The sequence below is a fragment of the Natronomonas sp. genome (genome assembly GCF_047616845.1).
GTDB lineage: Archaea > Halobacteriota > Halobacteria > Halobacteriales > Haloarculaceae > Natronomonas.
Genome location: NZ_JBLGBY010000033.1, coordinates 1 through 24,166, shown reverse-complemented (window position 1 = coordinate 24,166; position 24,166 = coordinate 1). Strand labels below are relative to the sequence as shown.

The 24,166-nt window shown below is 65.6% G+C and carries 29 protein-coding genes and 1 other RNA gene; 14 read left to right on the top strand and 16 right to left on the bottom strand.

Annotated elements, in window-relative coordinates; genetic code table 11:
* Together ACI8UR_RS08090 and ACI8UR_RS08085 are read right to left on the bottom strand one after the other, a co-directional pair.
* The coding region (locus ACI8UR_RS08090) for a 5-formyltetrahydrofolate cyclo-ligase (protein ID WP_415087738.1) at positions 1-659 on the bottom strand (659 nt) is incomplete at its 3' end.
* A 51-nt stretch (positions 660-710) separates the two neighbouring features.
* On the bottom strand, positions 711-1,313 hold the full coding sequence (locus ACI8UR_RS08085) for a DUF420 domain-containing protein (RefSeq protein ID WP_411714084.1): 603 nt from the start codon (positions 1,311-1,313) through the stop codon (positions 711-713).
* A gap of 103 nt (positions 1,314-1,416) precedes the next feature.
* Between ACI8UR_RS08085 and ACI8UR_RS08080 the strand changes: the two genes are divergently transcribed.
* A complete protein-coding gene (locus tag ACI8UR_RS08080; RefSeq protein ID WP_411714083.1) occupies positions 1,417-2,496 on the top strand; it encodes a glycosyltransferase family 4 protein in 1,080 nt (359 codons plus the stop codon).
* 24 nt (positions 2,497-2,520) lie between these two features.
* Positions 2,521-3,618: a glycosyltransferase gene (locus ACI8UR_RS08075; RefSeq protein WP_411714082.1), complete on the top strand. Its 1,098-nt coding sequence runs from the start codon at positions 2,521-2,523 to the stop codon at positions 3,616-3,618.
* Here the strand turns inward: ACI8UR_RS08075 and ACI8UR_RS08070 are convergent, their stop codons facing one another.
* Together ACI8UR_RS08070 and ACI8UR_RS08065 are read right to left on the bottom strand one after the other, a co-directional pair.
* Positions 3,619-4,047 carry an adenylyltransferase/cytidyltransferase family protein gene (locus ACI8UR_RS08070; RefSeq protein ID WP_411714081.1) on the bottom strand — a complete coding sequence of 143 codons (429 nt, stop codon included), beginning with the start codon at positions 4,045-4,047 and terminating at the stop codon, positions 3,619-3,621.
* Between the two features lies 1 nt (position 4,048).
* On the bottom strand, positions 4,049-4,555 hold the full coding sequence (locus tag ACI8UR_RS08065) for a Mov34/MPN/PAD-1 family protein (RefSeq protein WP_411714080.1): 507 nt from the start codon (positions 4,553-4,555) through the stop codon (positions 4,049-4,051).
* Positions 4,556-4,669: 114 nt separating this feature from the next.
* Between ACI8UR_RS08065 and ACI8UR_RS08060 the strand changes: the two genes are divergently transcribed.
* Complete coding sequence (locus tag ACI8UR_RS08060; protein ID WP_411714079.1) at positions 4,670-6,583, top strand: DHH family phosphoesterase; 1,914 nt, start codon at positions 4,670-4,672, stop codon at positions 6,581-6,583.
* A 4-nt stretch (positions 6,584-6,587) separates the two neighbouring features.
* On the opposite strand, the gene ACI8UR_RS08055 is transcribed toward ACI8UR_RS08060, so the two are convergent.
* From ACI8UR_RS08055 to ACI8UR_RS08045, 3 genes are all read right to left on the bottom strand, one after another.
* On the bottom strand, positions 6,588-8,234 hold the full coding sequence (locus tag ACI8UR_RS08055; protein WP_411714078.1) for a phospholipase D-like domain-containing protein: 1,647 nt from the start codon (positions 8,232-8,234) through the stop codon (positions 6,588-6,590).
* Positions 8,235-8,273: 39 nt separating this feature from the next.
* A complete protein-coding gene (locus tag ACI8UR_RS08050; protein ID WP_411714077.1) occupies positions 8,274-9,671 on the bottom strand; it encodes a HEAT repeat domain-containing protein in 1,398 nt (465 codons plus the stop codon).
* Positions 9,672-9,780: 109 nt separating this feature from the next.
* Positions 9,781-10,464 (bottom strand): protein sorting system archaetidylserine synthase, encoded by a 684-nt coding sequence (locus ACI8UR_RS08045; RefSeq protein WP_411714076.1) that lies wholly within the window; start codon positions 10,462-10,464, stop codon positions 9,781-9,783.
* 92 nt (positions 10,465-10,556) lie between these two features.
* On the opposite strand from ACI8UR_RS08045, the gene ACI8UR_RS08040 reads away from it, so the two are divergent.
* Positions 10,557-10,973 carry a plastocyanin/azurin family copper-binding protein gene (locus tag ACI8UR_RS08040; protein WP_411714075.1) on the top strand — a complete coding sequence of 139 codons (417 nt, stop codon included), beginning with the start codon at positions 10,557-10,559 and terminating at the stop codon, positions 10,971-10,973.
* A gap of 68 nt (positions 10,974-11,041) precedes the next feature.
* Here the strand turns inward: ACI8UR_RS08040 and ACI8UR_RS08035 are convergent, their stop codons facing one another.
* From ACI8UR_RS08035 to ACI8UR_RS08020, 4 genes are read right to left on the bottom strand one after another with little or no spacing between them, the layout of a single operon-like run.
* Positions 11,042-11,689: a 30S ribosomal protein S3ae gene (locus tag ACI8UR_RS08035; RefSeq protein WP_411714074.1), complete on the bottom strand. Its 648-nt coding sequence runs from the start codon at positions 11,687-11,689 to the stop codon at positions 11,042-11,044.
* Positions 11,686-11,913: a KEOPS complex subunit Pcc1 gene (locus ACI8UR_RS08030; RefSeq protein WP_411714073.1), complete on the bottom strand. Its 228-nt coding sequence runs from the start codon at positions 11,911-11,913 to the stop codon at positions 11,686-11,688. Before ACI8UR_RS08030 ends, ACI8UR_RS08035 begins: the two co-directional genes overlap by 4 nt.
* Entirely contained in the window at positions 11,910-13,004 is a 1,095-nt protein-coding gene (locus ACI8UR_RS08025; protein WP_411714072.1) for a hypothetical protein, read from the bottom strand. Before ACI8UR_RS08025 ends, ACI8UR_RS08030 begins: the two co-directional genes overlap by 4 nt.
* Positions 13,005-13,010: 6 nt before the next feature.
* Positions 13,011-13,475 carry a 30S ribosomal protein S15 gene (locus tag ACI8UR_RS08020; protein ID WP_411714071.1) on the bottom strand — a complete coding sequence of 155 codons (465 nt, stop codon included), beginning with the start codon at positions 13,473-13,475 and terminating at the stop codon, positions 13,011-13,013.
* Between the two features lie 276 nt (positions 13,476-13,751).
* On the opposite strand from ACI8UR_RS08020, the gene ACI8UR_RS08015 reads away from it, so the two are divergent.
* The 5 genes from ACI8UR_RS08015 to ACI8UR_RS07995 all read left to right on the top strand — a co-directional run bounded on the left by ACI8UR_RS08015 (position 13,752) and on the right by ACI8UR_RS07995 (position 16,504).
* Positions 13,752-14,024, top strand: a complete 273-nt coding sequence (locus ACI8UR_RS08015; protein ID WP_411714070.1) for a ribonuclease P protein component 4 — start codon at positions 13,752-13,754, stop codon at positions 14,022-14,024.
* A 63-nt stretch (positions 14,025-14,087) separates the two neighbouring features.
* Positions 14,088-14,336 carry a YhbY family RNA-binding protein gene (locus ACI8UR_RS08010; protein WP_411714069.1) on the top strand — a complete coding sequence of 83 codons (249 nt, stop codon included), beginning with the start codon at positions 14,088-14,090 and terminating at the stop codon, positions 14,334-14,336.
* Positions 14,333-15,217 carry a mechanosensitive ion channel family protein gene (locus tag ACI8UR_RS08005; protein ID WP_411714068.1) on the top strand — a complete coding sequence of 295 codons (885 nt, stop codon included), beginning with the start codon at positions 14,333-14,335 and terminating at the stop codon, positions 15,215-15,217. Before ACI8UR_RS08010 ends, ACI8UR_RS08005 begins: the two co-directional genes overlap by 4 nt.
* A gap of 131 nt (positions 15,218-15,348) precedes the next feature.
* Positions 15,349-15,663, top strand: an RNA gene (gene ffs, locus ACI8UR_RS08000) — signal recognition particle sRNA.
* A gap of 82 nt (positions 15,664-15,745) precedes the next feature.
* Positions 15,746-16,504 carry an SDR family NAD(P)-dependent oxidoreductase gene (locus ACI8UR_RS07995; RefSeq protein WP_411714067.1) on the top strand — a complete coding sequence of 253 codons (759 nt, stop codon included), beginning with the start codon at positions 15,746-15,748 and terminating at the stop codon, positions 16,502-16,504.
* Between the two features lies 1 nt (position 16,505).
* On the opposite strand, the gene ACI8UR_RS07990 is transcribed toward ACI8UR_RS07995, so the two are convergent.
* Positions 16,506-16,829: a hypothetical protein gene (locus ACI8UR_RS07990; RefSeq protein ID WP_411714066.1), complete on the bottom strand. Its 324-nt coding sequence runs from the start codon at positions 16,827-16,829 to the stop codon at positions 16,506-16,508.
* Positions 16,830-16,944: 115 nt separating this feature from the next.
* Here ACI8UR_RS07990 and mvaD point away from each other — a divergent pair, with 115 nt between their 5' ends.
* The 4 genes from mvaD to ACI8UR_RS07970 all read left to right on the top strand — a co-directional run bounded on the left by mvaD (position 16,945) and on the right by ACI8UR_RS07970 (position 20,969).
* Complete coding sequence (mvaD, locus tag ACI8UR_RS07985) at positions 16,945-17,916, top strand: phosphomevalonate decarboxylase MvaD (RefSeq protein WP_411714065.1); 972 nt, start codon at positions 16,945-16,947, stop codon at positions 17,914-17,916.
* Positions 17,917-18,006: 90 nt separating this feature from the next.
* A complete protein-coding gene (locus ACI8UR_RS07980; RefSeq protein WP_411714064.1) occupies positions 18,007-18,243 on the top strand; it encodes a hypothetical protein in 237 nt (78 codons plus the stop codon).
* A 69-nt stretch (positions 18,244-18,312) separates the two neighbouring features.
* Positions 18,313-20,148 carry a cation:proton antiporter gene (locus ACI8UR_RS07975; RefSeq protein WP_411714092.1) on the top strand — a complete coding sequence of 612 codons (1,836 nt, stop codon included), beginning with the start codon at positions 18,313-18,315 and terminating at the stop codon, positions 20,146-20,148.
* 77 nt (positions 20,149-20,225) lie between these two features.
* Positions 20,226-20,969, top strand: coding sequence for a DUF429 domain-containing protein (locus ACI8UR_RS07970; protein WP_415087737.1), 744 nt, complete (start codon positions 20,226-20,228; stop codon positions 20,967-20,969).
* Positions 20,970-20,978: 9 nt separating this feature from the next.
* Here the strand turns inward: ACI8UR_RS07970 and ACI8UR_RS07965 are convergent, their stop codons facing one another.
* Entirely contained in the window at positions 20,979-21,215 is a 237-nt protein-coding gene (locus tag ACI8UR_RS07965) for a CopG family transcriptional regulator (RefSeq protein ID WP_411714062.1), read from the bottom strand.
* 102 nt (positions 21,216-21,317) lie between these two features.
* Between ACI8UR_RS07965 and ACI8UR_RS07960 the strand changes: the two genes are divergently transcribed.
* Positions 21,318-21,851: an N-acetyltransferase family protein gene (locus ACI8UR_RS07960; protein ID WP_411714061.1), complete on the top strand. Its 534-nt coding sequence runs from the start codon at positions 21,318-21,320 to the stop codon at positions 21,849-21,851.
* Here the strand turns inward: ACI8UR_RS07960 and ACI8UR_RS07955 are convergent, their stop codons facing one another.
* The 3 genes from ACI8UR_RS07955 to ACI8UR_RS07945 form a co-directional block, all read right to left on the bottom strand.
* On the bottom strand, positions 21,852-23,276 hold the full coding sequence (locus tag ACI8UR_RS07955; protein WP_411714060.1) for a carotenoid oxygenase family protein: 1,425 nt from the start codon (positions 23,274-23,276) through the stop codon (positions 21,852-21,854). It abuts the gene before it with no gap.
* Positions 23,277-23,341: 65 nt separating this feature from the next.
* Complete coding sequence (locus ACI8UR_RS07950; RefSeq protein WP_411714059.1) at positions 23,342-23,800, bottom strand: nucleoside deaminase; 459 nt, start codon at positions 23,798-23,800, stop codon at positions 23,342-23,344.
* 42 nt (positions 23,801-23,842) lie between these two features.
* Positions 23,843-24,166, bottom strand: a 324-nt coding sequence (locus ACI8UR_RS07945; protein WP_415087735.1) for an aldo/keto reductase, incomplete at its 5' end; no start/stop codon positions are given.

Here is a 24,166-nt window from a genome sequence, read left to right as displayed (position 1 = left end):
TCCTCACTCAACGACGCCCAGAAGATTCCGTCGGGCTTTTCGCCCGCATCCGTCCGGATGGTTCGCTTCGGCGTGCAGATGACATCAATCGGTACGTCGTAACGGGCCGTCTCGACTTCCTCCTCGATGAGCTGAACCTCGTGGATGGTCGTCACGACGGTCGTCTCGTCGCCGACCAGGCCTCGCTCTCGCAGGATGGCGTATTCGAGGTCGCTGAACCCCTCGCCCTTGCCGACTCGGCTCCCCGATTCGGTGACAGCGACGCTACCGACGACGATGGCATCGAGCTCCGGCAGGGCTTCGGGACGCACCTGTCGGCCGTATTCGTCCATGTGTGAGACGGTCGGGGCGGCGTCGAGGTCGTCGAGCTCGGCAGGCGCAAGCGCCACGAAACACCGCTCGTCGCGCAGGCGCGGGACGGCCATGTAGACGGTCGTCCCCTGCGTCAAGAGTCCGCGCCGCAGCGGAAGCTGTGGCGAATCCGGATTCGCCTTCACCGCGTCGGCGTCGGCCAGTTCGGGCAGCTCAAGCGCGCGTTCGGCGGCCGCTGCCGCGTTCTTGAAGTTCGAAATCCGACCGTGCGGCGGAAACGGAAACCGAGCCAGTCCGTCGTCTTCGAGGCGATTCCAGACGCACTCTCGGAGGGCCGACTTGTCCATCGATCTCTTGTTGCTGACGCTGCCGTATCGGCGTATCGCATCCGCCCGGCGCTACGCCATCCCTCTGACGAACTCGATCTGTTCCGGCCCGTAGAACAACGCGAGCATTAGGTAGGCAACGACGCCGAGGACGAGGCTGACGAGCCACGTCGAGACCGCGATACGGCCGATTTTGGCGTGTGGCGTGCGCTTCAGTTCCGCCGGCGTGTGGGTCAGCCCGAGCGTGACGGCGTAGATGACGAACGGCACTGCGACCACCGATAGGAAGATGTGAATCGCAAGCATCCCGAGATAGAGGCTCCGGAGTGGTGCCCCGTCAACGATCTCTTTCCGGCCGCCTCCGCCCGTCTTCAGCAGGTAGATGACGAGGAAGACGAGGATGAGTGTGAACGCCGAAAGCATCGCCATGCGGTGTTTGCGCACTTCGCCGTTGCGAATCCAGTACCAGCCGGCGACGAGACAGCCGACGGTGGCCGTGTTGATGACGGCGATTACGGCCGCGAGCACGTCGACGGTCGATTCACCGATATTGGGATACAGGCCGACGTTGCCGTAGAGCGTCCCGATGACGGCCACGTAGCCGACGGTGGTCAGGACAGCCGTCAGAACTCGGGGATGCTCCCGTGCGAACCGCGGGCCGCGGACTGTCGACATGTGCCCCGATACGGAATCGCCCACAAAGGACGCTTCGATACAGGCACGCCCTGACCCCTCGACCAGCTACATATAAGTGCGACACGGCGCGACCAAGAGGCGAGTGCGCGTCCTGAACTACCTGGAACTGGAACGACAGCTCCGCCGGAGCGGCATCGGCACCTCGACACGCAATCAGCGGAAGGCACTGGCCGACACCGATATCGAGCTCGTGACCGCGCCGTGGAACGGCGGCACGCTGCCGAAGGCAGCCGCAAAGCGCGCCGTCGGTGATTCACTGTTCGAACCCTATGACCTGGCTCACTGCAATCTCGTCGGCCCGGGGAGCGTCGCCGTCGCGCGACACGCCCGAAGACACGAGATTCCGCTCGTTCTCCATGCCCACACCGTCGGCGAGGATTTCGCGGAGAGCTTCCGCGGCTCGACGGCGGTCACGCCCGCATTCGGTCGGTATCTGCAGTGGTTCTACTCACAGGCCGACCTCGTGCTCTGCCCCAGCACCTACGCGAAGGAGCGACTGGAAGCAAGAGACGTCGACGCCCATATTCGCCCGATTACGAACGGCGTTGATATCGAGTCGCTGGCCGGCTCCGAGACGTTCCGCGAGGAATACCGAGAGCGCTTCGACCTCGACGGGATGGTCGTGTTCGCGGTCGGGAACGTCTTCGAGCGGAAGGGGTTGACGGCGTTCTGCCGGCTCGCTGAACGAACCGACCACGAGTTCGCCTGGTTCGGCCCCTACGACACCGGCCCGCTCGCCTCGAAGGCGGTGCGGAAGTGGGTGCGAAATCCCCCATCCAACGTCACGTTCACTGGGTGGGTCGACGACATCCGCGGCGCCTACGGTGCGGGCGACGTGTTCCTGTTCCCGACGAAAAACGAGACGCAGGGCATCGCCGTCCTCGAAGCGATGACCTGCGGAAAGGCGGTCGTGATGCGCGATATTCCCGTTTTCGAGGAGTTCTACACCGACGGTGAGGACTGTCTGAAATGCGAGACACTGCCGGAGTTCCGCGAGGCGCTCGAACGGCTTGCGGAGCGTCCCGACCTCCGTGCTCGCCTGGGTGAGAATGCCCGAAAGACAGCCCAGGAACACGGCCTCGACCGCGTTGGCGAGGAGCTTCGGGATGCCTACGCGACCGCGCGCCGCATCGCGGCCGACCGCGAACCCGCAACCGATTAAACCCCGGTGAGTGAAGCCCCGTCCATGCAGACGGTCGCGGCATTCACCGACACCTATCTCCCGACTGTTAACGGCGTGACCTACACGGTTCGGACGTGGCGTGACCGCTGGGCGGAGCGCGGCGGTCGGATGCCAGTCGTCTACCCCGATGACGATGGCTACGAGGCCGGCCCGGAGGAGTATCCGGTCAACAGCCTCCCGTTTCCCTTCTATTCGGGATTCCGATTCGGCCTTCCGACCGTCCCAGATGCGGTCACAGACGACTCCATCGACGTCGTTCACGCCCACACGCCGTTCACCCTTGGACTGGCCGGCAAGCGCCTCGCGACCCGGCGTGACCTCCCGTTCGTCGTTTCCTACCACACGCCCGCCCGCGAGTACGCGACATATCTGAGTGACATCTTCGCGGATGCGATTCGAAGCGTCGCTGACCGCTACGAACGGTGGTTCTTCGGCGAGGCTGATGCCATCGTGGTACCGTCGGAGACGGCGGCCGAGCGCGTTCGGACGGCCGGGACGCCGACGCACGTCGTCTCGAACGGCGTCGATACCGAACGATTCGCTCCCGCCGACGAGTCCGCCACCGCCGCGTTCCGTGACCGCCACGACCTGCCCGACGGCCCGCTCGTGGGCTATACGGGACGGCACGGCTACGAAAAGCGGCTCGACGACATTCTCGCGGCGACGGTCGACGCCGACTTCGAGGTCGTCATCGCCGGCGATGGCCCGGCACGCGAGGCACTCGAGCGCCGCGCCGCGCCCCGCGAGAACGTCACGTTCCTCGGCTTCCTCGACCGTGAGGAGCTGGCGACGTTCTACACGGCACTGGACGTCTTTGCGTTCCCGAGCCCCGTCGAAACACAGGGCCTCGTCGCGCTGGAAGCCATCGCGTGCGGCACGCCGGTCGTCGCCGTCGACAGCGGTGCGCTCTCGGAGACGGTTACCGACGACGAGACGGGGTATCACTACCAGCCCGGCGATATCGACGGCTTCCGAACCGCTATCGAGCAGGCCCTCGATGCGAACGATGCGCTCTCGGCGACCTGTCTCGCCCGGCGCGAGACATTGAGCGTCGACCGCTCTCTCGATGACTTGGCAGTCGTCTACGACGCAGTGACGTAACTAACAGCGGCGGTCACAGACGCGGTCGATGATCCGGCCGGTCGACAGCACCTCGCCGTCGTACTCGGGTTCGCGGGCGGACGCTCGGGCGACCGCACAATCAATGCCTTCCTCTTCGAGCATCGCCGCGAGCGTCTCCTCGTCGTGGTGTTGGTCGTGGCCGAGCACGATGATGTCGGGGTCGATGTCCCGAATCGGCACGAAGAAATCCCCGATGTGGCCGAGTCGCGCCTCGTCGACGGGGTCGAGGGCGGCCACCATATCGCGGCGCTGGCGGTCGGAGATGACCGGTTTCTCCTTGTGGGTGACGTTCTCGCTGCGGGCGATGATGACGTGGAGTTCGCCACCCATCGATTTGGCCGTTTCGAGGTAGTGCAGATGGCCCGGATGGAGCAGGTCGAACGTGCCCTGTGCGACGACGCGTTTCATCTCACCGCAACTCCCGGTCGATGTCTTCCTGCGTGAAGTCGAAGAACTGGTCGTCCGGCAACTCGACGTCGATGACGTCGAGATCGGTCGGCTCGCCGCTTCTGTCGAAGGCCTGCCAGTCGTTCGGGCCGTACGGCGCGCCGATGATGATGTGTATCTTCCCTCTGCCGAAGGTGGCGAGGTCGGCGTCGCTCGGGCGCAACACCCCGTTCGGATGCGAGTGGATGGAGCCGACGCCCTTCAGGTCGTTCGGCATGTAGGTCGGATTGAACTCGGCGCTGACTGGGTTGGATTTCGTCCCGGGCGCGATGAGTACGTCCGTGATGACCGTCCCGTCGCGATCGAGGCCGAGTTTGCGTGCGTCCTCGCCGCGGAGTTGGCCCATGTACTCGTTCGGGTGCGTATCCTCGGAGGCTTCCAGGGCGAAATCGATGGCGTCCTTCGCGATGCCAAGGATCTCACTTGACCGGAAGAGCGACGGTTTCCACAGCGACCCGAGCAGTCCCATATCCGAAACTCGGGTCGCCCGACAACTAAGGTTTCCGGACTGCGTTATCCCGTTTCGAGACGCTGGAAACGGACAACAACACCCTTAAAGCGTGTCGAACCCGACAGTTCAACAATGACTCCATCCGCTGCCGGCGACGCCGGCAACAGGCCCCCAGAGGGGGTCGTCCACGACCTGTCAGCCGGTTGTACCCTCGACGATGTCGAGGAAGGTGACCGGTATCTGGCGACCGTCAACGGGGTCGTCGAGTACGGCGTCTTCGTCGACCTCTCCGACCACGTTTCCGGTCTCGTCCACGAATCGAACATCCAGAACGAATACGCCGTCGGTGACTCCTTCACCGTCGAACTCGTCGAGATTCGCGAGAACGGTGACCTCGGCTTCGAAGAAGTCGATGTCGATATCGACGATGTCGAAGTCGTCGACGTCATGCACGGTGAGACCGTCGGCGTCGGCGATCTCGCTGACCGCATCGGTGACACCGTCCACCTCGAGGGCGACATCGTCCAGATCAAACAGACCGCTGGGCCGACCATCTTCTCGGTTCGCGACGGCTCCGGTGTCGTCCCCTGTGCGGCGTTCAAGGAAGCCGGCGTCCGGGCGTATCCCGACGCCGACCTCGACGATACCGTCCGCATGACCGGAACGGTCGAGCGCCGCGAAGACGCCCTGCAAATCGAGGTCGATAATCTCGCGATTCTCCGCGGTGAAGCCGAAAGCGAGGTCAGAGAGCACATCGACGCGGCACTCGAAGAGCGCGCCGCGCCCGCCACCCCCGACCCGCTTATCGAGTGGCCGGCCTTCGAGAAGCTCCGCGACGACCTCGCCGACACCGCCCGCCAGCTCCGGGAAGCCGTCCTCGAATCGCGCCCGATTCGACTCCGCCACCACGCCGACGGTGACGGTATGTGTGCCTCGGTGCCGGTGCAACTGGCCCTGGAGAGCTTCATCGAAGAGGTGCACGAAGACCCCGACGCGCCCCGCCACCTGTTCAAGCGGCTCCCATCGAAGGCGCCGTTCTACGAGATGGAGGACGTGACGCGTGACCTCAATTTCGCGCTCGAAGACGAGGAACGGCACGGCCAGCGCCTCCCGCTTCTGTTCATGGTCGACAACGGCTCGACCGAGGAGGATACGCCAGCCTACCGCGCCCTCGACCAGTACGACATCCCCATCCTCGTCGTCGACCACCACCATCCCGACCCTGAGGCGGTCGCTCCCCTTGTCGAAGGCCACGTTAATCCCTACCTCCACGACGAGGACTACCGCATCACGACGGGCATGATGTGTGTCGAGCTCGCGCGGATGATTGACCCCTCGATCACCGACCAACTCGAACACGTCCCGGCCGTCGCCGGCCTCTCCGACCGCTCGAAGGCCGACGCGATGGACGACTATCTTGCCCTCGCCGAGGAAGCGGGCTACACCGAGGACGACCTCCGTGACATCGGCGAGGCTCTCGACTACGGCGCCCACTGGCTCCGATACCAGTCGGGTCGCAACCTCATCAACGACGTGCTCAACCTCGACTGCGACGACCGAAAGCGCCACGAGGAAATCGTCGAGTTCCTCTCCTCGCGCGCCCGGCGTGACGTCGAAGAACAGCTCGACGACGCCGAACCGCACGTCGAACACGAGCAGCTCGACAACGGTGCCCACCTCTACCGACTCGATGTCGAGAATCACGCCCGCCGCTTTACGTACCCGGCGCCCGGAAAGACGACCGGCGAACTCCACGACCGGAAGGTAACCGAGACGGGCGACCCCGTCATCACCATCGGCTACGGCCCGGACTTCGCTGTCCTCCGGTCGGACGGTGTTCGACTCGACATCCCGAACATGGTGACCGAACTCCAGGAGGAGGTCGAAGGCGCCGGCGTCTCCGGTGGTGGTCACCTCGTCGTCGGCTCCATCAAATTCGTCTCCGGGATGCGCGAACCGGTTCTCGACGCCCTCGTCGAGAAGATGGCCGACGCGGAGATCGACGAAGCCCTCCGGAGCACGCTGCTGCACGGCGACGACTCGTAACGACTCACCACTGCCAGTCGGTCACCACCCCGTCACGACCGACGAACTCGACTCGTTTTGCGGCCAACAACGCGCCAGCGCCGGCTACCGCGACGGCGCCGAGCACACCGGCCGGAATCGGGCGCTGTCCGCCGTCCGACCAGTCGGCCGTGAACACGCCGGCGTAGTAGTCGGCGGCGGCGTCGCTTTCGAGTGCGATGAGGACTTCGCGGTTGTGCTCTGTCGCTGCGTTCGCCCAGTTGAGGCTGCCGACGATGGCTGTCTCGTCGATGACGACGCCCTTCGTGTGAATCTTCTCGTATCCGTCAGCGGTGTCGACGCGGGCTTCGAGGTTCCAGCCTTCCGATTCCGCGCGTTGGTTCAGCCAGGCGACGAGTGCGGCGTTGTCCTCTGCGACGTACCACGCATCCGAGAGATGTATCTTGACCTCCACGCCCCGGTCGGCGGCACGGAGCACCGCCCGCAGGAGACGGCTGTCACGGCTGCTGATTTCGACCTGCTGGACGAGCACTCTGCGTTCGGCCCCATCGAGTCGTGAGACGAGTGCATCACCGGCGTTGTCGGGGGAGACGAGCACCGTCGCAGAGTCGACGGCGACGCGTTTCGGCTGGTGGCGTGTCTCGAATGACCCCAACGCGGGGTCGTCGGTGCTGAACGTCCGCCCCGCTCGGTACTGCTCCCACGGCGTCGCCGCACGCCACTCCCAATCATCCGTATGCAGTTTCGCGAGCGCATCGGCGGCGCCCACGTCCTCCAGAACGACGCCCCATCCTCGGCTCGACATCCCGCCCGTTCCGGCGGGCTTGAAATTCTCCGTCAGGACGAGTGCCTTCCCGTCGACGACCGCGTATTTCGGATGATGATAGCGGTATCGGGTATGCGGCCCATCGAGCAGTCGGACAGCGATACCGGCGGCTATCAATCGGTCGAGCTGCCGCGCTTGACGCTTTGTCACGCCGCCCACGGGGTTCCCGTCGAGCAACACGCGCACATCCGCGCCGTTCTCGTGGGCCTCCACCAGGGCGTCGGTTACGCGCTCCGAGGTGAGCGTATAGCCCGCGAGGAACAGTCGGTCGTCGGCTTCTCGCAGCGTTTCTGTGGTTTTGTCGTCCGCGTCCGGAAGGACGAAGACGGTCGCGTTCCCGCCGCTCGTGTTCGCGGGGCGGAGATTCGTCGCGCCGACCGGGCGCCACGCTTCGGCGGTCAGGTTTCGGATTCGCGACTCCGGGGCGGTACGGTAGCGAGCGATGTCGACCGTTCTTGACCCGTTTCGAAGTTCGAGCCGCTCACCGTCGTTGGCAAGCCGGAGTCCCCCTTCGATTTCGATGACGGGATGGTCGGTGTGTTTCTGGGCAGTCTCTGGTGTTTTCGCGAACGCCACGGTGCCATCGAACGTCCGGTTCGGTAGAGGCACGGCCGTCCGTCCATCGGTGAGCACCCAGCCAGTCGTGTTCGTCGGGGTGGCGAATTCGGTGGCAACGAACTCGCCGGTATCACCGCGCTCGACGGGGTTCGGATACGCCTCGACGAGCGTGGCGTTATCGGCAGGCGTGGGCTGTGCCGTGGCTGCCGCGGCGCTGCTGCCAGCGGCGGCGCTGCACACGAAGAGGACGACGAGGGCGAACGCCAGAGCGGTTCGGCGGGGCAACACGCGCCGGGTTGGCCCCGTTCCGGTACAAAAAGTGTCGGGCTAGATAGCGGTCGCGTCGCTGGCTTTCTCGGCTTCGACCTGCACCGTGTAGACGCGGTCGTCGTCGTACGCGGCGGCGGCCTCGAGCGCGCGCTCGGTGCCAATCTGGACGAGCGCCCATGCCGCGGAGGCACGGACGGCGTCGTCTTCGCTTTCGTCGCCGAGCGCGTCCGCGAGGGGGTTGATGGCGCGGGTGTCGCCGATGAGGCCGAGTGCGCGCGCGGCCTGTGAGCGGACACCGGTCTGTTCGTCGGCCAGCGCGTTGGCAACGGCCTGCGTCGCGTCCTCGCTTCCGATTTCGCCGAGCGCGCGGAGCGTCACCTTCTGCAGCGGCGGGTTCCCGCTGTCGACGAACTCGGCGAGGGTGTCGACGGCACGCTCGTCGCCGATTTTCCCGAGCACTTCGATGGGCGGCTGTTTGCGTTTCTGGGCGCGCTCGTGCATGGCCTCGAAGGCCTCCTCGGAACCGAGGCGCCGGAGCGCGTCGATGCAGTTCTCCTGCATGAAGTCGGATTCCAGCTTCTCCAGGGCCATAAGGATGCGCTCGGGATCGTTCTCGGCTTCGGCCACGCGGACGACCGTCAGCTCCGGCGGGAAGTCCTTGCGGTTCTCCGAGGTCATCCGGTCGTAGAAGCCCCTGGCACGGAGCTGTTCGACGACGGTGAGGTCGTCCCATTCCTCGGCCGCATCGATGTCTGCATCGAGCGTGCCGGCGATTTCGAGTAGGGACGCGATGGTTTCATCGTCCGCGTCGGGGTCGAGGTCGGCGTCCGTGACGGCTTCGCTGGCGGATTCGAGCGCCGCAGCGAAATCATCGAGTTTGTCGCCGGCCACCGAGATGCTCGTGCCGAGTTCCTCGTTGGCGGTCTCGAGGAACGTCTCGATGGCCGCGCGCGCGTCAGGCTCGCCGGCTTCCGTCCAGCGGGTATCACGAACCGCGGTCGCGGCCTCATCGACCGCTTCGGTCACGTCCTCGGCGTAGGGGCCGCGCGCTTCTTCGAGCGACCCACGGAGCTCCTCGGTGCGGGATTCGAGCGCCTCCGCGGGGGCTTCCTCCTCTTCGTCTTCCGGTTCCGGGAGGTCGGCCGCTTCGACGTCCGCGGCGATGGCCTCGAGGTCGGCGTCCATCTCGTCGAGGTCGGCTTCCGTCTCCGCTTCCTCGAGTGCGGCCTCGGCGTCGTCGAGCCGCGATTCCAGCGTTTCGGTGCTGAGTTCGGTCGTCTCCGCTTCTTCGGGCTCGGATGCTTCGGATTCCGCGTCCTCAGCGTCCGTCGTCTCCGTTTCGTCGGCGTCGGCGGCCGGTGTTTCCTCCTCGGGCACTTCCTCGGCGTCCGCGGGCGCCTCCTCGTCGGCGGCGTCCTCGGGGGCGTCCGCGTTCTCATCGTCCCCGTTGCTCATGTAGGGGTATCCGGATGTACGTGGCAAGAGCGTTTCCCTTCGCCTCGAAGATTTCCACGGCGCGGAGGTGCCGCTCTCGCGGATGCCCCGCCAGTGTGCACCGCCTCTGTCAGGTCTCTCGCCAGTAGATGAACGGCGCGAGGACGAGATACGCGACGGCGAAAAGCAGAAGCGAGCGTGGGAACACCCGGTTGACGGCTGTCGGGAAAAGCACCGCAAGCGCCTGCAAGCCGCCGAGAATCAGCGCATCACGCGCGTACAGTTCGGGATACGTGATGGACGCGATCATCAGGTAGGTCAGAAGCGCCGTCGCACCGAGCAGTACGACCGGGTTCGTAATGCCGGCCAGATACGAGACGGCGAGGATGGTCGCCGCAAGCGTCGACTGGACGCCGTCCGTCTCCGGCGTCTTGCGGTCATGGAGCATGTAGAACCCGAGTCGAACCACGGCCATCGAAACGAACAGGGCAGGCACGAGGAACAGCGCCACGCTCTCGACGGTGGATAACTGGCCCGCGAACCCTTGGCGGGCGACGGCGTAGATGAAGACCGCGGGCGCGACACCGAACGACGCTACGTCCGCGAGCGAGTCGAGGTAGTCGCCGACTGGCGTGCCCCCCCGCGTCCGAGCGATGACGCCATCGAGGCCATCCGCGATGGCAGCCAAAAGAACGAGGCGCGCGCTGAGGCTCGGGTCGGTCATGGCGACGGCAGCCGCGACGAAGCCGAGCGCCGCGTTCGCGACCGTCACGCTGTCGGCCAGCCCGAGTTGCCCGAGGAAGCGCGGCTGCATCTCTGTCCTGTCGGTCGACCACGGCTGCCTTAGTACGTTCGCTTCGACCCGGAACCGAGGCGCCTATGACCGCCCAGTCCTGAGGAACGCGCATGGACAGACGGGCGTTCATCGCGACCGCGGGCGCGACGCTCTCGGCGTCGCTCGGCGGCTGTCTCGCGAGCGGCCTCCGTGAAGACGAGTACGACATCGGCATGTCGGCCAACGCCTTCCAGCCCGACACGCTCGAGGTCGCCGTCGGCGACACCGTTGTCTGGGGAAACAACGGCTCTCGCGGTCACACCGTTACGGCCTACGATGCGTCGCTTCCCGAGGGGGCTGCGTTCTTCGCCAGCGGCGGCTTCGAGGAGACGGCCGCCGCCCGTGAGGGGTGGGAAGACGACGGCGACGGGACGCTCTCGCCCGGCACCACGTTCGAACACACCTTCGAGACGGTCGGCACGCACGACTACTTCTGTATCCCGCATGAATCGGCGGGCATGGTCGGCGTTATTGAGGTCGTCGAGTAGCCGCGTTTGCGGCTCGTTCGATGGCGCTGTCGCTCATCGGCTGAATAAAACGAGAAAGTCGAACGCGGTTAGTCGGCGTCTTCGACGTCGACGTCCTCTTCGTCGACGTTGACGCTGGCCGCCTCTTCGGCGGCGACCTCTTCGGGGTGGGCTTCGACGCGCGTCTTCTGCACTTCGACGCGGCGAAGCGGGTAGATGGTCTTGGCCTCGTTGTAGATGGCCGACGAGAGGCGCCCTTCGACGATGCTCTCGACGAGCCCTTCGAAGGTGCGCTCTTCTGCGGCCTCCTCGACGAGGTCGACCATCAGCTTGCGGATGGCCCGCTCCTGGCTGTGGTCGGCCGATTTCGTCGTGTACGCGACGGGCTGCACCTGGACGCGGTAATCGTCCGTCGTCAGCACGGTGACGAAGGCGTCGATCTTCGACGTGCCGCGTCGGGTGAGGCTGCGCAGGTAGTCACGGGTGAGTTCGTGCTGGACGAACTCGGTGTAGGCAGCGTCACTGCCGACGTCATTGATCTGGAACGTCAGCTTCGTGTTGTTCTCGCTCGGGTCGTTTTCCAACTCACCGAGGGTCGTTTGGATGGTGCGGTCGTAAACCTGGTCGGGTTCGTCCGCGGGTGTCTCGCCGAGTTCGGCCCGGTCGAACATCTCGGGGGCCATCACGGTGTACCATCGCTTCTCCTGTTTCTGCTTGGATACGGATCGTTCGCTCATGATTGGGTTGTGGTGTCGAGTATCTGCTGTGCGACTGTGAGATTCGTCACGTAGTCGTCCGCTGTCGTCCGGAGTCCGCCGGTCGTCTCACGCTCGATTGTCGTCACGACCGAGTTCTCGTGCGCTTCGACGCGCGTCGTCATCTCCTCGGTGTTGTCGGGGGCAAGCGCCGCTGCGACGAGTTCGGGCCGCTCGTGCGTCGTCCGAATCGTTGTGCGCTTCATACTGCCCCCCTGAAGGCCGCGACGTAGTCCGTCGCCGACCCATCGAACGTTGCTCGGCCGCGCCCGTCGCGGGCTGTCGCTCGGCCGTTCAATCCGGCTGCCGCCTCCCGAAGGGCGTCGGCAGCGTCGACCGATTCCTCGGCGACGATAGCCGCCTGGCCGTCCGACACGACGAGTGCGACCGGTTCGGGCGAGCGGTACGTAAAGAGGAGCCGAGCAACGGTGCCCAGCGGCGCGTTCGGGTGCCCGCCGGACTGCTCGCCTCCGTCGGTGCGTGCCACGTAGAGCCCGTTGTAGCGGCTGGTGTCAGCCGACCGCAGCGCCGTGTGGGCGCGCTGGCCGTGGGCTCGCCACGTCTCCAGCGCAGCCGTCTCGACGCCGTGCCCGAGCGCGAGCGCGATGCCCGTCCCGGGTCGGTCTTCGGCGACCGCATCGAGCACGTCGGCGAAGCCGCCGAGCGTCTCGAAGCGGTCACAGTCGTAGGGCGACAGCGCCCGTTCGACGGCCGTCGCGGCCCGCGGCGGTGCGTCCTGCACTGCCGAGAGCGCGACAAACGACGCGAGCGCGTGGTCGCCATCAATACCGTCGAGTGCCGCCTCGACAGCCTCACCATCGCCCGAGAAGCTCGCGTGAACGAGCGTCGAGCCGGCGAGCCCGTCGATTCGGTCGTCGGTCGGGATGGCGACGCCGGGTCGTCGCTGTAGGTCGGCCGCTTCGAGCAGCGCGCCGGACGGTTCGGCGCCGGCCGACACCGCCCCCGCGAGTGCGAGTTCGGGGTCGACAGCGTCGGGCGCAAGGGTACGCGCCACGTCGGCGGCGGCAACCGAAAGCGGCGTCTCTCGGAGCACGACATCGCTGGCTCCGTTGTGGCCGATTGCGACCGTGCAATCGGCGTCGGTCGCCGGCGGTTCAGGGATGGCTGCGAGGCTGGCCTGGTAGGGCACCTCGGTGGCATCAAGCGCCCGCGCGAGCAGCCCCGTGGCTGCTAGGGCGTCGCCATCGGCAGTCGCGACGAGCCGAACGAACTCGGCGTCGCGCAGCGCCGCAGCAACGCGGTCGGGGGCGTCCTCTGAACGGCCGGCAGCGGACATGTGAGGTTACTCCAGTAGCTCTCGTGCTTCGTCGTATTCGTAGGTGAACGTCTCGTCGAGTTTGTCGCCGCGGTAGTAGTCGACGAGGCGGCGAATCTTCGACTCCGTGTTCTGGAGCGCCCGCTTGTTCTGGGCGTCGCCGGGGTTCTCGCCCATGTGGTCGCGGAGACGGATGGCCCGCTCCATGAGGTTCCGGAGGTCTTCCGGGAAGTCGGGCTCTGCGTCGTTCTCTTCGAGAATCTCGGTCACCTTCTTGCCGGTCGCGAGTTTGATGTCCGGCACCGGGGTGCCCTGGACGCCCTCGTCGCGGAGCTTCAGGCCGATCTGGCTGGGGTCGTGCCCCGCTTCGGCCAGCTCGACGACGCGCTCCTCGATGGCGTCCTCGTCTACGTCACTCCACTCCGGCGGTTCGTCTGCCGCGGGGCGGTCCGAACCGGACGACCCTCGACGGCGTGAATGCATTCGTGCCATTGTTCTGAAAGTGGAACAGCACAGACCGCTCGTAGTTCGTGGCGCGGTCGGGCTCGCGGAACGAGACCGACGGATGAGCTGGCGGCGAAACCGCCAGCCTGTGGCGTTACGCCAACACTACCGCAATCCCAAGCCGACCAAGCGGCCGGCGAGTCAGATTTGCGGTCGTGCGGTTCCCGTTCGTGTGTGGACGGGTCGGACACTAAACGGTTTCTACTCGGTGCTCGTCGCTTCTCGTTACAGAACGCCTAAACGCAAGCGGAGAAAACGGCCACCGTGAGCGTCGCCGAGGAACGCATCGAACGGCTGCACGAACTGGCGCGGGCGGCCGCCCGTGAGGGCAAGGACGCCCTGGCGAAGCGGTACGTGCGCCGGGCCCGGCGGGTCGCAGAGCGAAACCGCCTCTCGCTGCCGACGCAGTTCAAGCGGTTCACCTGCGACGCCTGTGATGCGTACCTGATTCCGGGGCGGAACGCCCGCGTCCGAACGCAGGATGGCCACGTCGTCATCACCTGCGACTGCGGAGCACAGGAGCGGTATCCGTACTGAGGGCGGCGGAACCGCTGGCCGCGGTGTGCTACTCTTTTAACGCAGGACGTTGAACGAATGGGTATGTCGGAACAGGATTTGCGGGAGCGGGCACACAACGTCGACGTGACCGTCTGGGTCGGGAAATCCGGCCTCGAACCGGTTGTCGACGAACTCTCTGACCAGCTCCGTGACCGCGACCTGGTGAAAGTGAAGTTCCTCCGGGCCGCTCGGGGTGGAACGACGACCGAAGAACTGGCGAAAGACCTCGCAGACCGGGTCAGCGCTGAACTCATCGAAACGCGTGGGCATACGGCAGTGTTCCATCGATGATTCCGGCCCAGGCCAACTTCGTTGGTGAGTTCCTCAACAACTCCTTCGGCATCCCACCGGCGTACGCCGACCCCCTCGGCTACGCCGCACTCGGGCTCATCGCGTTCGTCGTCGTCTACATCCTCGGGCGAGCGTTCGTGTTGCCCATCGCCGACCGCGCGATGAACCGCCGCGGGCTCGACACCCACGCGAAAAAGCCCATCAACAAGGTGCTGTTCTTCATCATCATCTTCGTCGCGGTCGGCGCCGCGTTCGGCGCTGCCGGCCGAGGCAACATTCTCACGTCGCTTGCGACTATCGCCGCCGCGGCGACGCTCGCAATCGGGTTCGCGATGCAGGACGTCCTGAAGAACTTCGTCGCCGGCGTCTTCATATTCGTCGAGAAACCGTTCAGGATCGGTGACTGGATCGAGTTCGACGACAACTCTGGTGTCATCGAGGACATCAGCCTCCGCGTCTCCCGCGTGCGCACGTTCGACAATGAACTGCTCACCGTGCCGAACTCCCAGTTGACGGACAACGTCGTGAAGAACCCCGTCGATGCCAACAAACTCCGTCTGAAGTTCGTCTTCGGCATCGGCTACGACGATGATGTCGAGACAGCCACCGACATCATCATCGAAGAGGCCGAAGCCCACGACGGCATCATGGACGACCCTGAACCGTCCGTCCGGCTGACGGAACTCGGCGATTCCTCGGTCGGCCTCCAGTCTCGCATTTGGATTTCGAACCCCTCGCGTGCGGACTTCGTGAAAGTTCGCGGCGAGTACGTCACGAACGTCAAACAGCGGTTCGACGAGGAGGGCATCGACATCCCCTACCCGCACCGCACGCTCACCGGCGGCATCGACGTTGCGGACGGCCCCGTCGCCGAGGAGTAGAAACAGACATAACACCCCCGCAGTTTTCTCCGTTTTCACAGCCCGTGAGCGCCTGCTTCGGCATCGTAAAACCGACGGACGGCGACCGGTCAGTGAGGCGAAAGACCCTTAAGTGCCAGTCGTCTACCGTAGAATGGACTCAGGTTGGGCGGTTAGGCCCCGCTCAGTACCCGCGCTATGGTCTTTAGCGGGAACCGAATCCGGGGTGCGTCTGGCCTAACCAGTGCGGGCCCCGTAAGCCAACGTCGAAGCCTCGTCCTGCGAGGGCAGCGGTCTGCCGTCCGGCGTCTGCAGGGACGTTCGGGCGCAGTTAACCACGGGTAATCCGTCAGGCACGGAAGTGAGCAGCGGGCCCGTGGACAGCTGTCGCCCGCAGGGTTGCGGGGTGGAGGAGGCACGCGGGACTCCCCGTGCTGAGCGGGCCAGGCAACCCCCGGCGTCCACCCATTCATTCCGTTTTCACACGCCCCAGCCGTGGTTCCGTCTCGCGGCCTGGGTTTTTACGCTATCGCTGCGCCAGCCTTGCGTATGCGTGTCGAAAACGAGACTGTCTTCATCACGGGCGCTGGCTCCGGATTGGGCCGGGCCGCAGCCGAACGCTTTGCGGAAGAGGGGGCGACTATCGTCGCCGCCGACATCGACTTCGAGTCCGCACGAGAGACGGCAGAGCACGTCGCGTCGGACGGGGCGGACGCGACGGCACACGAACTGGACGTCCGAGATGCCGATGCGTTCAGCGCCGCTATCGATGCCACCGTCGAGGAGTACGGCCTCGACATCCTACTGAACAACGCTGGCGTCAGCCACGAACGCGCCGACATGGAGGATATCGGCACGGCGGAACGCGACCGCGTCATCGACATCAACGTCAAAGGCGTTTGGAACGGCTGTGACGCGGCCATTCCGCATCTCAAAGAACAGGGGTCAGGCGCTATCGTCAACACGGCCTCGCTTGCTGGCGTTATCGGATCGCCGCAACTCTCCGCGTACTCGCTCAGCAAGGGTGCCATCGTGAACTTCACCCGGACGATAGCGGCCGAACTCGGCCCGCACGGCATCCGGGCGAACGCCGTCTGTCCGGGCGTAACTGACACGCCGATGCCGCGACGGGATATGGATGAAGCGCGCTGGGAGGGGGTCAAAGAGCGGATGGCGGAACAGTACCCGCTGCGTCGCCTCGGCGAACCCGAGGATATCGCCAACGCGATGTTGTTCCTCGCGAGCGATGAGGCCGACTGGATAACCGGGCAGGCGCTCGTCGTCGACGGCGGCTTCTCGTGTGCTTGAGTTACCCTTGTGCGGCCAGTGAATCGAGTGCTCTAGGGTTCTCCCACAGTTCGTGGAGCGTGCCGGCAGCGAGAAAGCGCGTCGGCGCCGTGACCCATTCGCTCGCTGCTGGGTCGTCGGGCTCCGGAGCGTCAGCGGTGAACCACCACGCGACGTAGCGGCCGTCGTCGAGTCTCGCGGTCGGATACGTCTCCGTTTCGACGAGGATGTCGATGCGCGTGTTCGACTCGACGGGCGGGCCTTCGTCCTCTGCGTCGAGGCTCACTTCGATGGGCACGTCGGCTGCATCATGGGCGTCAGTCTCGGTCGAGTCCCGGTTCGACATTGTCTGGGACTGTCACCTTCGCCGACATAGTATAAAAAGTCCAGTCGGTCAGGCGTCTGACACCCCCTGTCGCTGCTCCGAACCGCTTAAGCGGCTCACACACGCCGGAAGGGGTATGAAGGCGACCGCCAAGGCCCACCCGATTCAGGGGCTCGTGAAGTACCACGGGATGCGCGATGAGGAGCTCCGCCTCCCGTACCACGACTCCATCTCAGTTTGCACCGCGCCGAGTCATTCGAAGACGACCGCCGAGTTCGCCCCCGACCGCGAGGCCGACGTCTACGTCATCGACGGCGAGGAGGTCGACGGTCGCGGCGCCGAGCGCGTGAAAAGCGTCGTCGACCACGTCCGGGAGCTGGCAGGCTTCGACCACCGCGTCCGCTTCGAATCAGAGAACGACTTCCCGACGAATATCGGCTTCGGCTCCTCCTCATCCGGCTTTGCGGCGGCCGCTGTCGCGCTGTGTACGGCTGCCGGCCTCGATATGACGCGGCCGGAGATGTCGACGGTCGCCCGCCGCGGGTCGTCGTCGGCCGCCCGCGCCGTCACGGGCGCGTTCTCGCATCTGCATACCGGGTTGGACGATGTCGACTGTCGCTCTGAGCGCATCGAAACCGACCTCGAAGACGACCTCCGCATCGTCGCCGCCGAGATTCCGGCGTTCAAACACACCGAGGAGGCCCACAAGGAGGCCGCCGACAGCCACATGTTCGAAGCGCGGATGGCCCATATCCACGGCCAGATTTCGGAGATGCGCCACGCGCTCCGCGAGGCCGACTTCGAGGACGCCTTCGAGCTGGCCGAACACGACTCGCTGTCGCTTGCGGCGACGACGATGACTGGCCCCGCGGGCTGGGTGTACTGGGAGCCGGAAACGCTCGAAGTGTTCCAGACGGTTCGCGACCTCCGCGAGGAGGGCGTTCCCGTGTATTTCTCGACGGACACGGGTGCGTCCGTCTACGTCAACACGACCGAGGAATACGTCGACCACGTCGAAAGCGCCATCGCAGCCCTCGGCATTCCGACGCGCGTCTGGGAGGTCGGCGGGCCCGCCACAGTGCTCGACGAGAGCGAAGCGCTGTTCTGAGCCGCATACTCCCGGTCGTCGCGCGGTTCGTCGTCCGACCACTGTTCTTCAGCCCGTGAGCTTTTAGCCGGTGGTGTCCCCAGAGGGTGTATGGCATCGGATGGAAACGTCTTCGAGCGCATCGGCGAGTACATGCAGGAACACCGCGGTGGGATGGTCACCGATCTCGTGTTCGCGCTCGCGTGGGTGACCATCGTGACCGTCCTCTTCAACCTCGTTGACGGCCCGCAGTGGGCGTACTACCTGTTCATGCTGTCCGGCGTCGTTGCGTATTACGGCTTCGTCTTCTCGCTGGATATGGCCAAAGAGCAGCAAGGGAAGCACTGACATCTCCGACGCCGGGACTTAACTGCTGTGGCACCAACATAATGTGGCGTGGTGACTGGTTCCCTCCCGATAATCGCCGGTATCCTCGTGCTCGGTATTGGCGCACAGTTGCTCGCACGCCGCCTTCGGGTGCCGAGCGTGCTCTTTCTCATCTTCATCGGCTTGGCGCTCGGGGAGTTCGGACTGGGCTACGTCACCCTGGAGACGTTCGGGGCCGGTCTCAGCGCCATCGTCGGGCTCTCGGTCGCTATCATCGTCTTCGATGGCGCCTTCCACCTGCAGGTCGACAGACTCCGGATGGCGTCGATGGCGACGTTACGGCTCGTCACAGTCGGCGCTGTGGTAACACTCGTCGGCACCGCAGTCGTCGTTCGTATGGCCTTCGATGCTGACTGGCCGCTCGCGCTCCTCGTCGGCGCGCTCCTCATCGCGACGGGGCCGACCGTCATCACGCCGGTGCTGGAAGTGGTTCGGGTTCGCGACCACGTCGCCGCGGCCCTCGAGAGCGAGGGCCTCATCAATGACGTCACCGCGGCGCTGGCGGCGGTCGTTATCTACGAGGTGCTGGTGTTGGGCGGCGGGAGCGGCGCCACGAGCGCGTTCGTCTTCCTCCAGCGGTTCGGCATCGGCGTCGGCGCCGGGCTGTTGGCCGTCGTCTTGGTCTACGTGCTGTTGAACTACGAAATCACGGCCGGCGATGCGCCGCAGGCCTCGCGATTTCTGGTGTTATCTGCGGCGGTGGGCTCCTTCGCGCTGGCGGAGGCCGTCGCTGCCGAGGCCGGCATCGCCGCCGCCGCGACGGCCGGCCTCGTCCTCGGGAACCTCGATTTGCCCCACCACGAGACGATGGCGCAGTTCGGCCGCGATACGACGCTCATCGTCCTCTCGTTCGTCTTCATCTCGCTTGCGGCGCTCATCGACCTCCGGACGATAGCCGCCCTCGGGTTCGGCGCTGTCGCGCTGGTCGTCGCCATCATCTTCGTCATCCGGCCGCTCGTCGTCTGGCTCTCGACGTACAACCTCGGCGAGTTCACGCGTTCGGAGCGCGTCTTCATGAGCGCGGTCGCCCCACGCGGTATCGTGCCAGCCAGCGTGGCGACGCTTTTCGCCATCGAGCTATCGACGGCCGGTGAACCGGCGGCCGCCCAACTGCTCGCAGGCTCTGTGTTCGTCGTCATCTTCACGACGGTCGTTCTCGAAGGCGGACTGGCGCGGCAGATCGGAGATACACTCGGAGTAACACGGATGCGCACACTCATCGTCGGCGGCGGCCGGGTCGGCCGGGCGCTCGCCACACGACTGGAGAACAGAGGCGAGTTCGTCGTCATCGTCGAGGCCGACGACGAACAGACACGACAACTGCGGGAATCGGGATTCACCGTTCATCCCGGTGACGGAACGGAGGCGGACGTCCTCACGGACGCGGGCATCGAGGAGGCGAAGATCGTCGTCGCCGCCACGAACGACGACGAACAGAACCTCTTCATCTGTCAGCTTGCGGCCTCGAAGTTCGACGTCGAAGCGCTCTTCTCGCGGGTCAACCACCCCGAGAACGTCGCCGCGTTCGACTCGCTCAACGTGACTGCCATCGACGCCTCCACCGCGACGGCGATGGCAATCGACAACGAGATCGAACGGCCGGCGCTATCCCACTGGATGACGGATGTCGAGGAAGGCCACGATGTCCAGGAGATCGAGGTGACAGCCGAGGAGTTGGCCGGCCAGACCATCGAGGCGGTCAACGCCCGGATTCCGGACGGCTGTATCGTCGCGGCCATCGGTCGCGATGGAGAGACGCACGTTCCGAGCGCCGATGACGCGCTCGAATACGGCGATAGCGTCACGTTCCTCGGTGATTCGGAGGCCGTCGAGCGGGCGGTTCGGCGGTTCCACCCCCACGACTGAGCGGGACAGCAGACAGTCGCAAGCCGTGCGTCTGACAGCGGCGACACACATACGTAGCAGCGCTCGAAGCACTGGTCGTGAGCGACTATTACGTCGGCAGCGTCGCTCGGGACGGCGTCTGGCTTGCCGTCGCCTACACCGACGCGGAGTACGACCACGCGGCCGTCGTCGATGGTGTCGGCGAGCTATGGACGCGCTATGAGGAGACCGCCGACACAATCGCGGTCGACGTGCCAATCGGGCTGGAGTCGTCGACGGCGCCGCGCCCGAACGAGCAGGCCGCTCGCGCCGCCCTCGGAGCCCGGAGCGACGCTATCGTTCCAGCGCCCGTGCGTGAGGCCGCGCGAAAACAGCGATACAGAACGGCCGCGCGCGTCCACGAGCGCAAGACCGGTGCTGACCTCCCGCAGGCGGCCTTCGACCGCGCCCACCTCGTCGCTGCGATGGACGAGTTTATCACCACCATCGACGAGGCCCAGCCGATGTTCGTCGAAGCCCATCCCGAACTCTGCTATCGCGCGTTCGGCGGGGAGCCGATGTCCCACCGCCCCGACATCGCCGGCGGCTACGCAGAGCGGATGCGGACGCTGGCGGAGTTCAATCGTGACGCCCCGCCGATAGTGCAGTCCGTCGCCGAGGCGACCGAGGGGTACGAAGTGCCGATTCCGGCCGTTCTCGACGCCGTCGCGCTGGCGCTGACCGTCCGTCCTGGCGATGGAACGCTTCGGTCGCTTCCCCAAGACCCGCCGCTGGACGATCAGGGGCTCCCGATGCAGTACGTCTATCGGGGCGGAACGCCGCTTTCCGCCGATACCGAATAGGCGTCGGCGTTAGAAGGTGCGTTCGTCCGTGTCGTCCTGGCGGGCGGCGGGGTCTTGTTGGTCTTCGGTCATCTGGGTGAACAGGTCTTCCTCCTGTTCGGTCTCCTCGGTTGGCGCGTACGCTGACACGCCCATCGAGAGGAGTTCCTCGACGGCCTGCTCGCGGTTCAGGAACTCACCCTGCTGGATGAGCCGGTTGATTTCGCTGTCGATTCGATCCGGGAGCGACACTTCTACCTCGGGCATAGGCGGGGATTCGAGATTCAAGGTCGTAAACCCTGTGTTCGGTTGACCCCCCACAGTCCAGCGGATACGTTTAGGTGATAGGCGGCGGAATCGCCCGCATGGATGTATAAAGGCCACTTCCCGAAACTCGGGCACCGCTGGGGACTGAAACACCCGCCCCTCCGCTTCGAGGATGGTGACGGGCGGGCAATCGATATCCATCCCTACGGGAACGGGCCAATCGGCGATGAGTACGAGGCGCTCGTCGAGATGTATCTCGATTTCGACCCGCGGCATCGGTCGCTCGGCATTCCACCGACCGAGGCGTCTCAAATCCGGGAGTGGCTCGACCGCATCCTCGAGGACTACTGCGTTCTCGCATGGCACGGCGACCAGCCGATCGGCCAGGCTGTCCTCATCGAGGACGACCCCGGCAGACACGAACTGGCTATCTTCCTCCATCAGGCATATCACGGCGCCGGCATCGGAACGCATCTGCTCGAAGCGACGCTCGGCTACGGCAAGCGCCACGGCATCTCCCACGTCTGGCTCCTCGTCGAGCGCGAGAACCGCCCGGCGGTCAATCTCTACAACGACGTCGGATTCGCGGTCGTCAACGACTTCGGCCACGACCTGGAGATGGCGCTGACGCTGTGATTAGGCTAGCCGTGCCGGAATTTCGGGGAAGAACCGCCCGTGGAAGCCGAACGGGAGCGCGTGCGGCAGCGGTGCGCGGGCGAGCACGTCCAGCGTCGCCGCGTCGAAGACGAGCAACACCGACCGTTCGGCCGCCGCATCCAGCGCCGGCGCGATAATGACGCCGTCGTCCTCGGTGTCTCCATCGGGCCGGTGTATCATCCGCAGCTCTTCGACGTACATCGACTCACCCCACCACTCTGCAGCGGTACCGCGGTCGGCGTCGATTTTCACGAGGCCGTTCGCGCCCGCCCGGTCGGTTGCCTGCGCGTAGGCGTAGCGGTGCCGTCGGCCCCGTACTGCCCGGGGAACCGTTGGCAACTCGAGGCCGCCAGCGTAGCGTCGGTCACGGTCGATGCGGTTCGTCGTCGGGTCGATGCGGAACCGGTCGTAGCGGCCGTCCGAAGCCACGGTGTACTCGCCGGATTCCAGCGCGTCGAACGTCATCGCGTCCAGAATTGCCTCGTCCTCGAACGTCACCAGATCGACGACGAGCGACGTTCCGTCCTCGTAGGCGTTGATGTGATGGAAGGTGAAAAACGGCGCCGTGGTCGGTTCCGCGACGAGGTCACCGCTCTCGCGGTCGACGATGATGAATCGGCTCTCGCGCGTCTCATCGTAGGTGAACGCGTCGAGCAAGCCCTCGTTCCACGGCAACAGCGCCTGGAGAATCCCGATGGTCAGCGGCGTCTCCACGAGGACGAGGTAGTTCCGTGTTACTGCGATATCGTGGATATACCCCGGCCCTTCTGCGGATACCGAGGCGATCCGCTCGCGTTCGCTGCTTCCGGGCGGCACGCGATAGAGGTGATACGTCGGCGAGCGACCGAACTGGAGGCCGAAGCCGAACGTCTCGCCGCCGGGGTCGACCGAGAGATGGGCGGCCGTCATGTGTTCGGTGAGGTCGTCGTTCCAGTCGAACTCCGGGCCGGTCTCCAGCGTGACGGGGTCGAAGGTTCGCCACCGCGGTGCTTCGGTCAGTGCGACGTACTCGTCGCCGATGCGTGCGACGTGGACGTTAGCGTTATCCGTCGGTTTCGGGGGCCCGGAATTCCGAAGCCACCGCTTCGCCTTCGCGATGAGGCCGTCGTCGGTCGCGAACTCGCCTGTGACGCGCCCCTCGTCGGCGGCCGCCTTCGCCTCGCTCCGGAGAAACCGGTTCGTGTAGTACACCTCGCCGTCCTCGAATCCGTAGCGGCGCAGCATCGCGAGGCCGTCGAACCAGTGGGTGACCCGTTCGCCGCCGATGTCGAACTGCCCGGGGCCGTTCCGGATGAGCGCCCCCGAGAGCCACTCCGGTATCGTCCCCTCCACCGGGAGTCGGCGGTCGGTCACCTCCTCGGTCAGCGAGCGAAAGCCCAGATCGTACGCGGTCGACTCTGACACGGCCGACCGTTCGGCCCGCCGTCGCATAATCTTCGGGGCGGCGGCAGTGACGGAACTCCAGCTGGCTACCAGAAGGCTTCGTGAATCGCGCGGCCGGCCTCGTTTGCAACCGGGCCGACGACCTCCGTGATGCCGTCGAGGATGTCGGCCGACCGAACCGGGATTTCGCCGCCAGCAAACTCGACGATCTCGTCCGAGCCGACGCTGTAGACGACACGCCCGAGTTCCGCATACCGCATCCCACCCGAACACATCGGACACGGCTCCGTGCTCGTACACATCACTGTCTCCGGTCGCGTTTCAGGGTCGAGTTCCCGGCACGCTCGGTGGGCGATGTGTAGCTCCGGATGCCGCCGCACGTCGTCTTCTGTGACGACGCGGTTCGACTCTCGCATGATAATCTCCTCGTCGTGTACTAGCACGGAGCCGAACGGTCGGTCGCCGCGGTCGGCGGCCTCGCGTGCGAGGTCGAACGCGGCTTCCATGTACGCTTCGTGGTCGAAAGAATCGAACGCCGGTGCCATACGCCTCCGTCGGCCCGCTTGGCCAAGACCGTTCGGTTCGTTCTACAGCCCGGCGTAGGGGCCGCCTTTGGCCGCGGAAAGCCGTTCGAGCTGCTCCTCGGAGAGGTCGACTTCGGCCGCCGCGAGGTTCTCCTCCAGTTGCGTGACTGTCCGGGCGCCGACGATGGGCGCAGTGACGCCGTCACGGTGCAAAAGCCACGCGAGGGCGGTCTGCGCCGGCGTGGCATCGACCTCTTTCGCGACCGCATCGAGCACGTCGTGGACGTCGAAGTTCTCCGGCGTGAGATACGCCTCCTCGAACCGGCTCGATTCGGCCGCCCGGGATTCGCCGGTGAGTCCCTCCTCACGCTCGTATTTGCCCGTCAG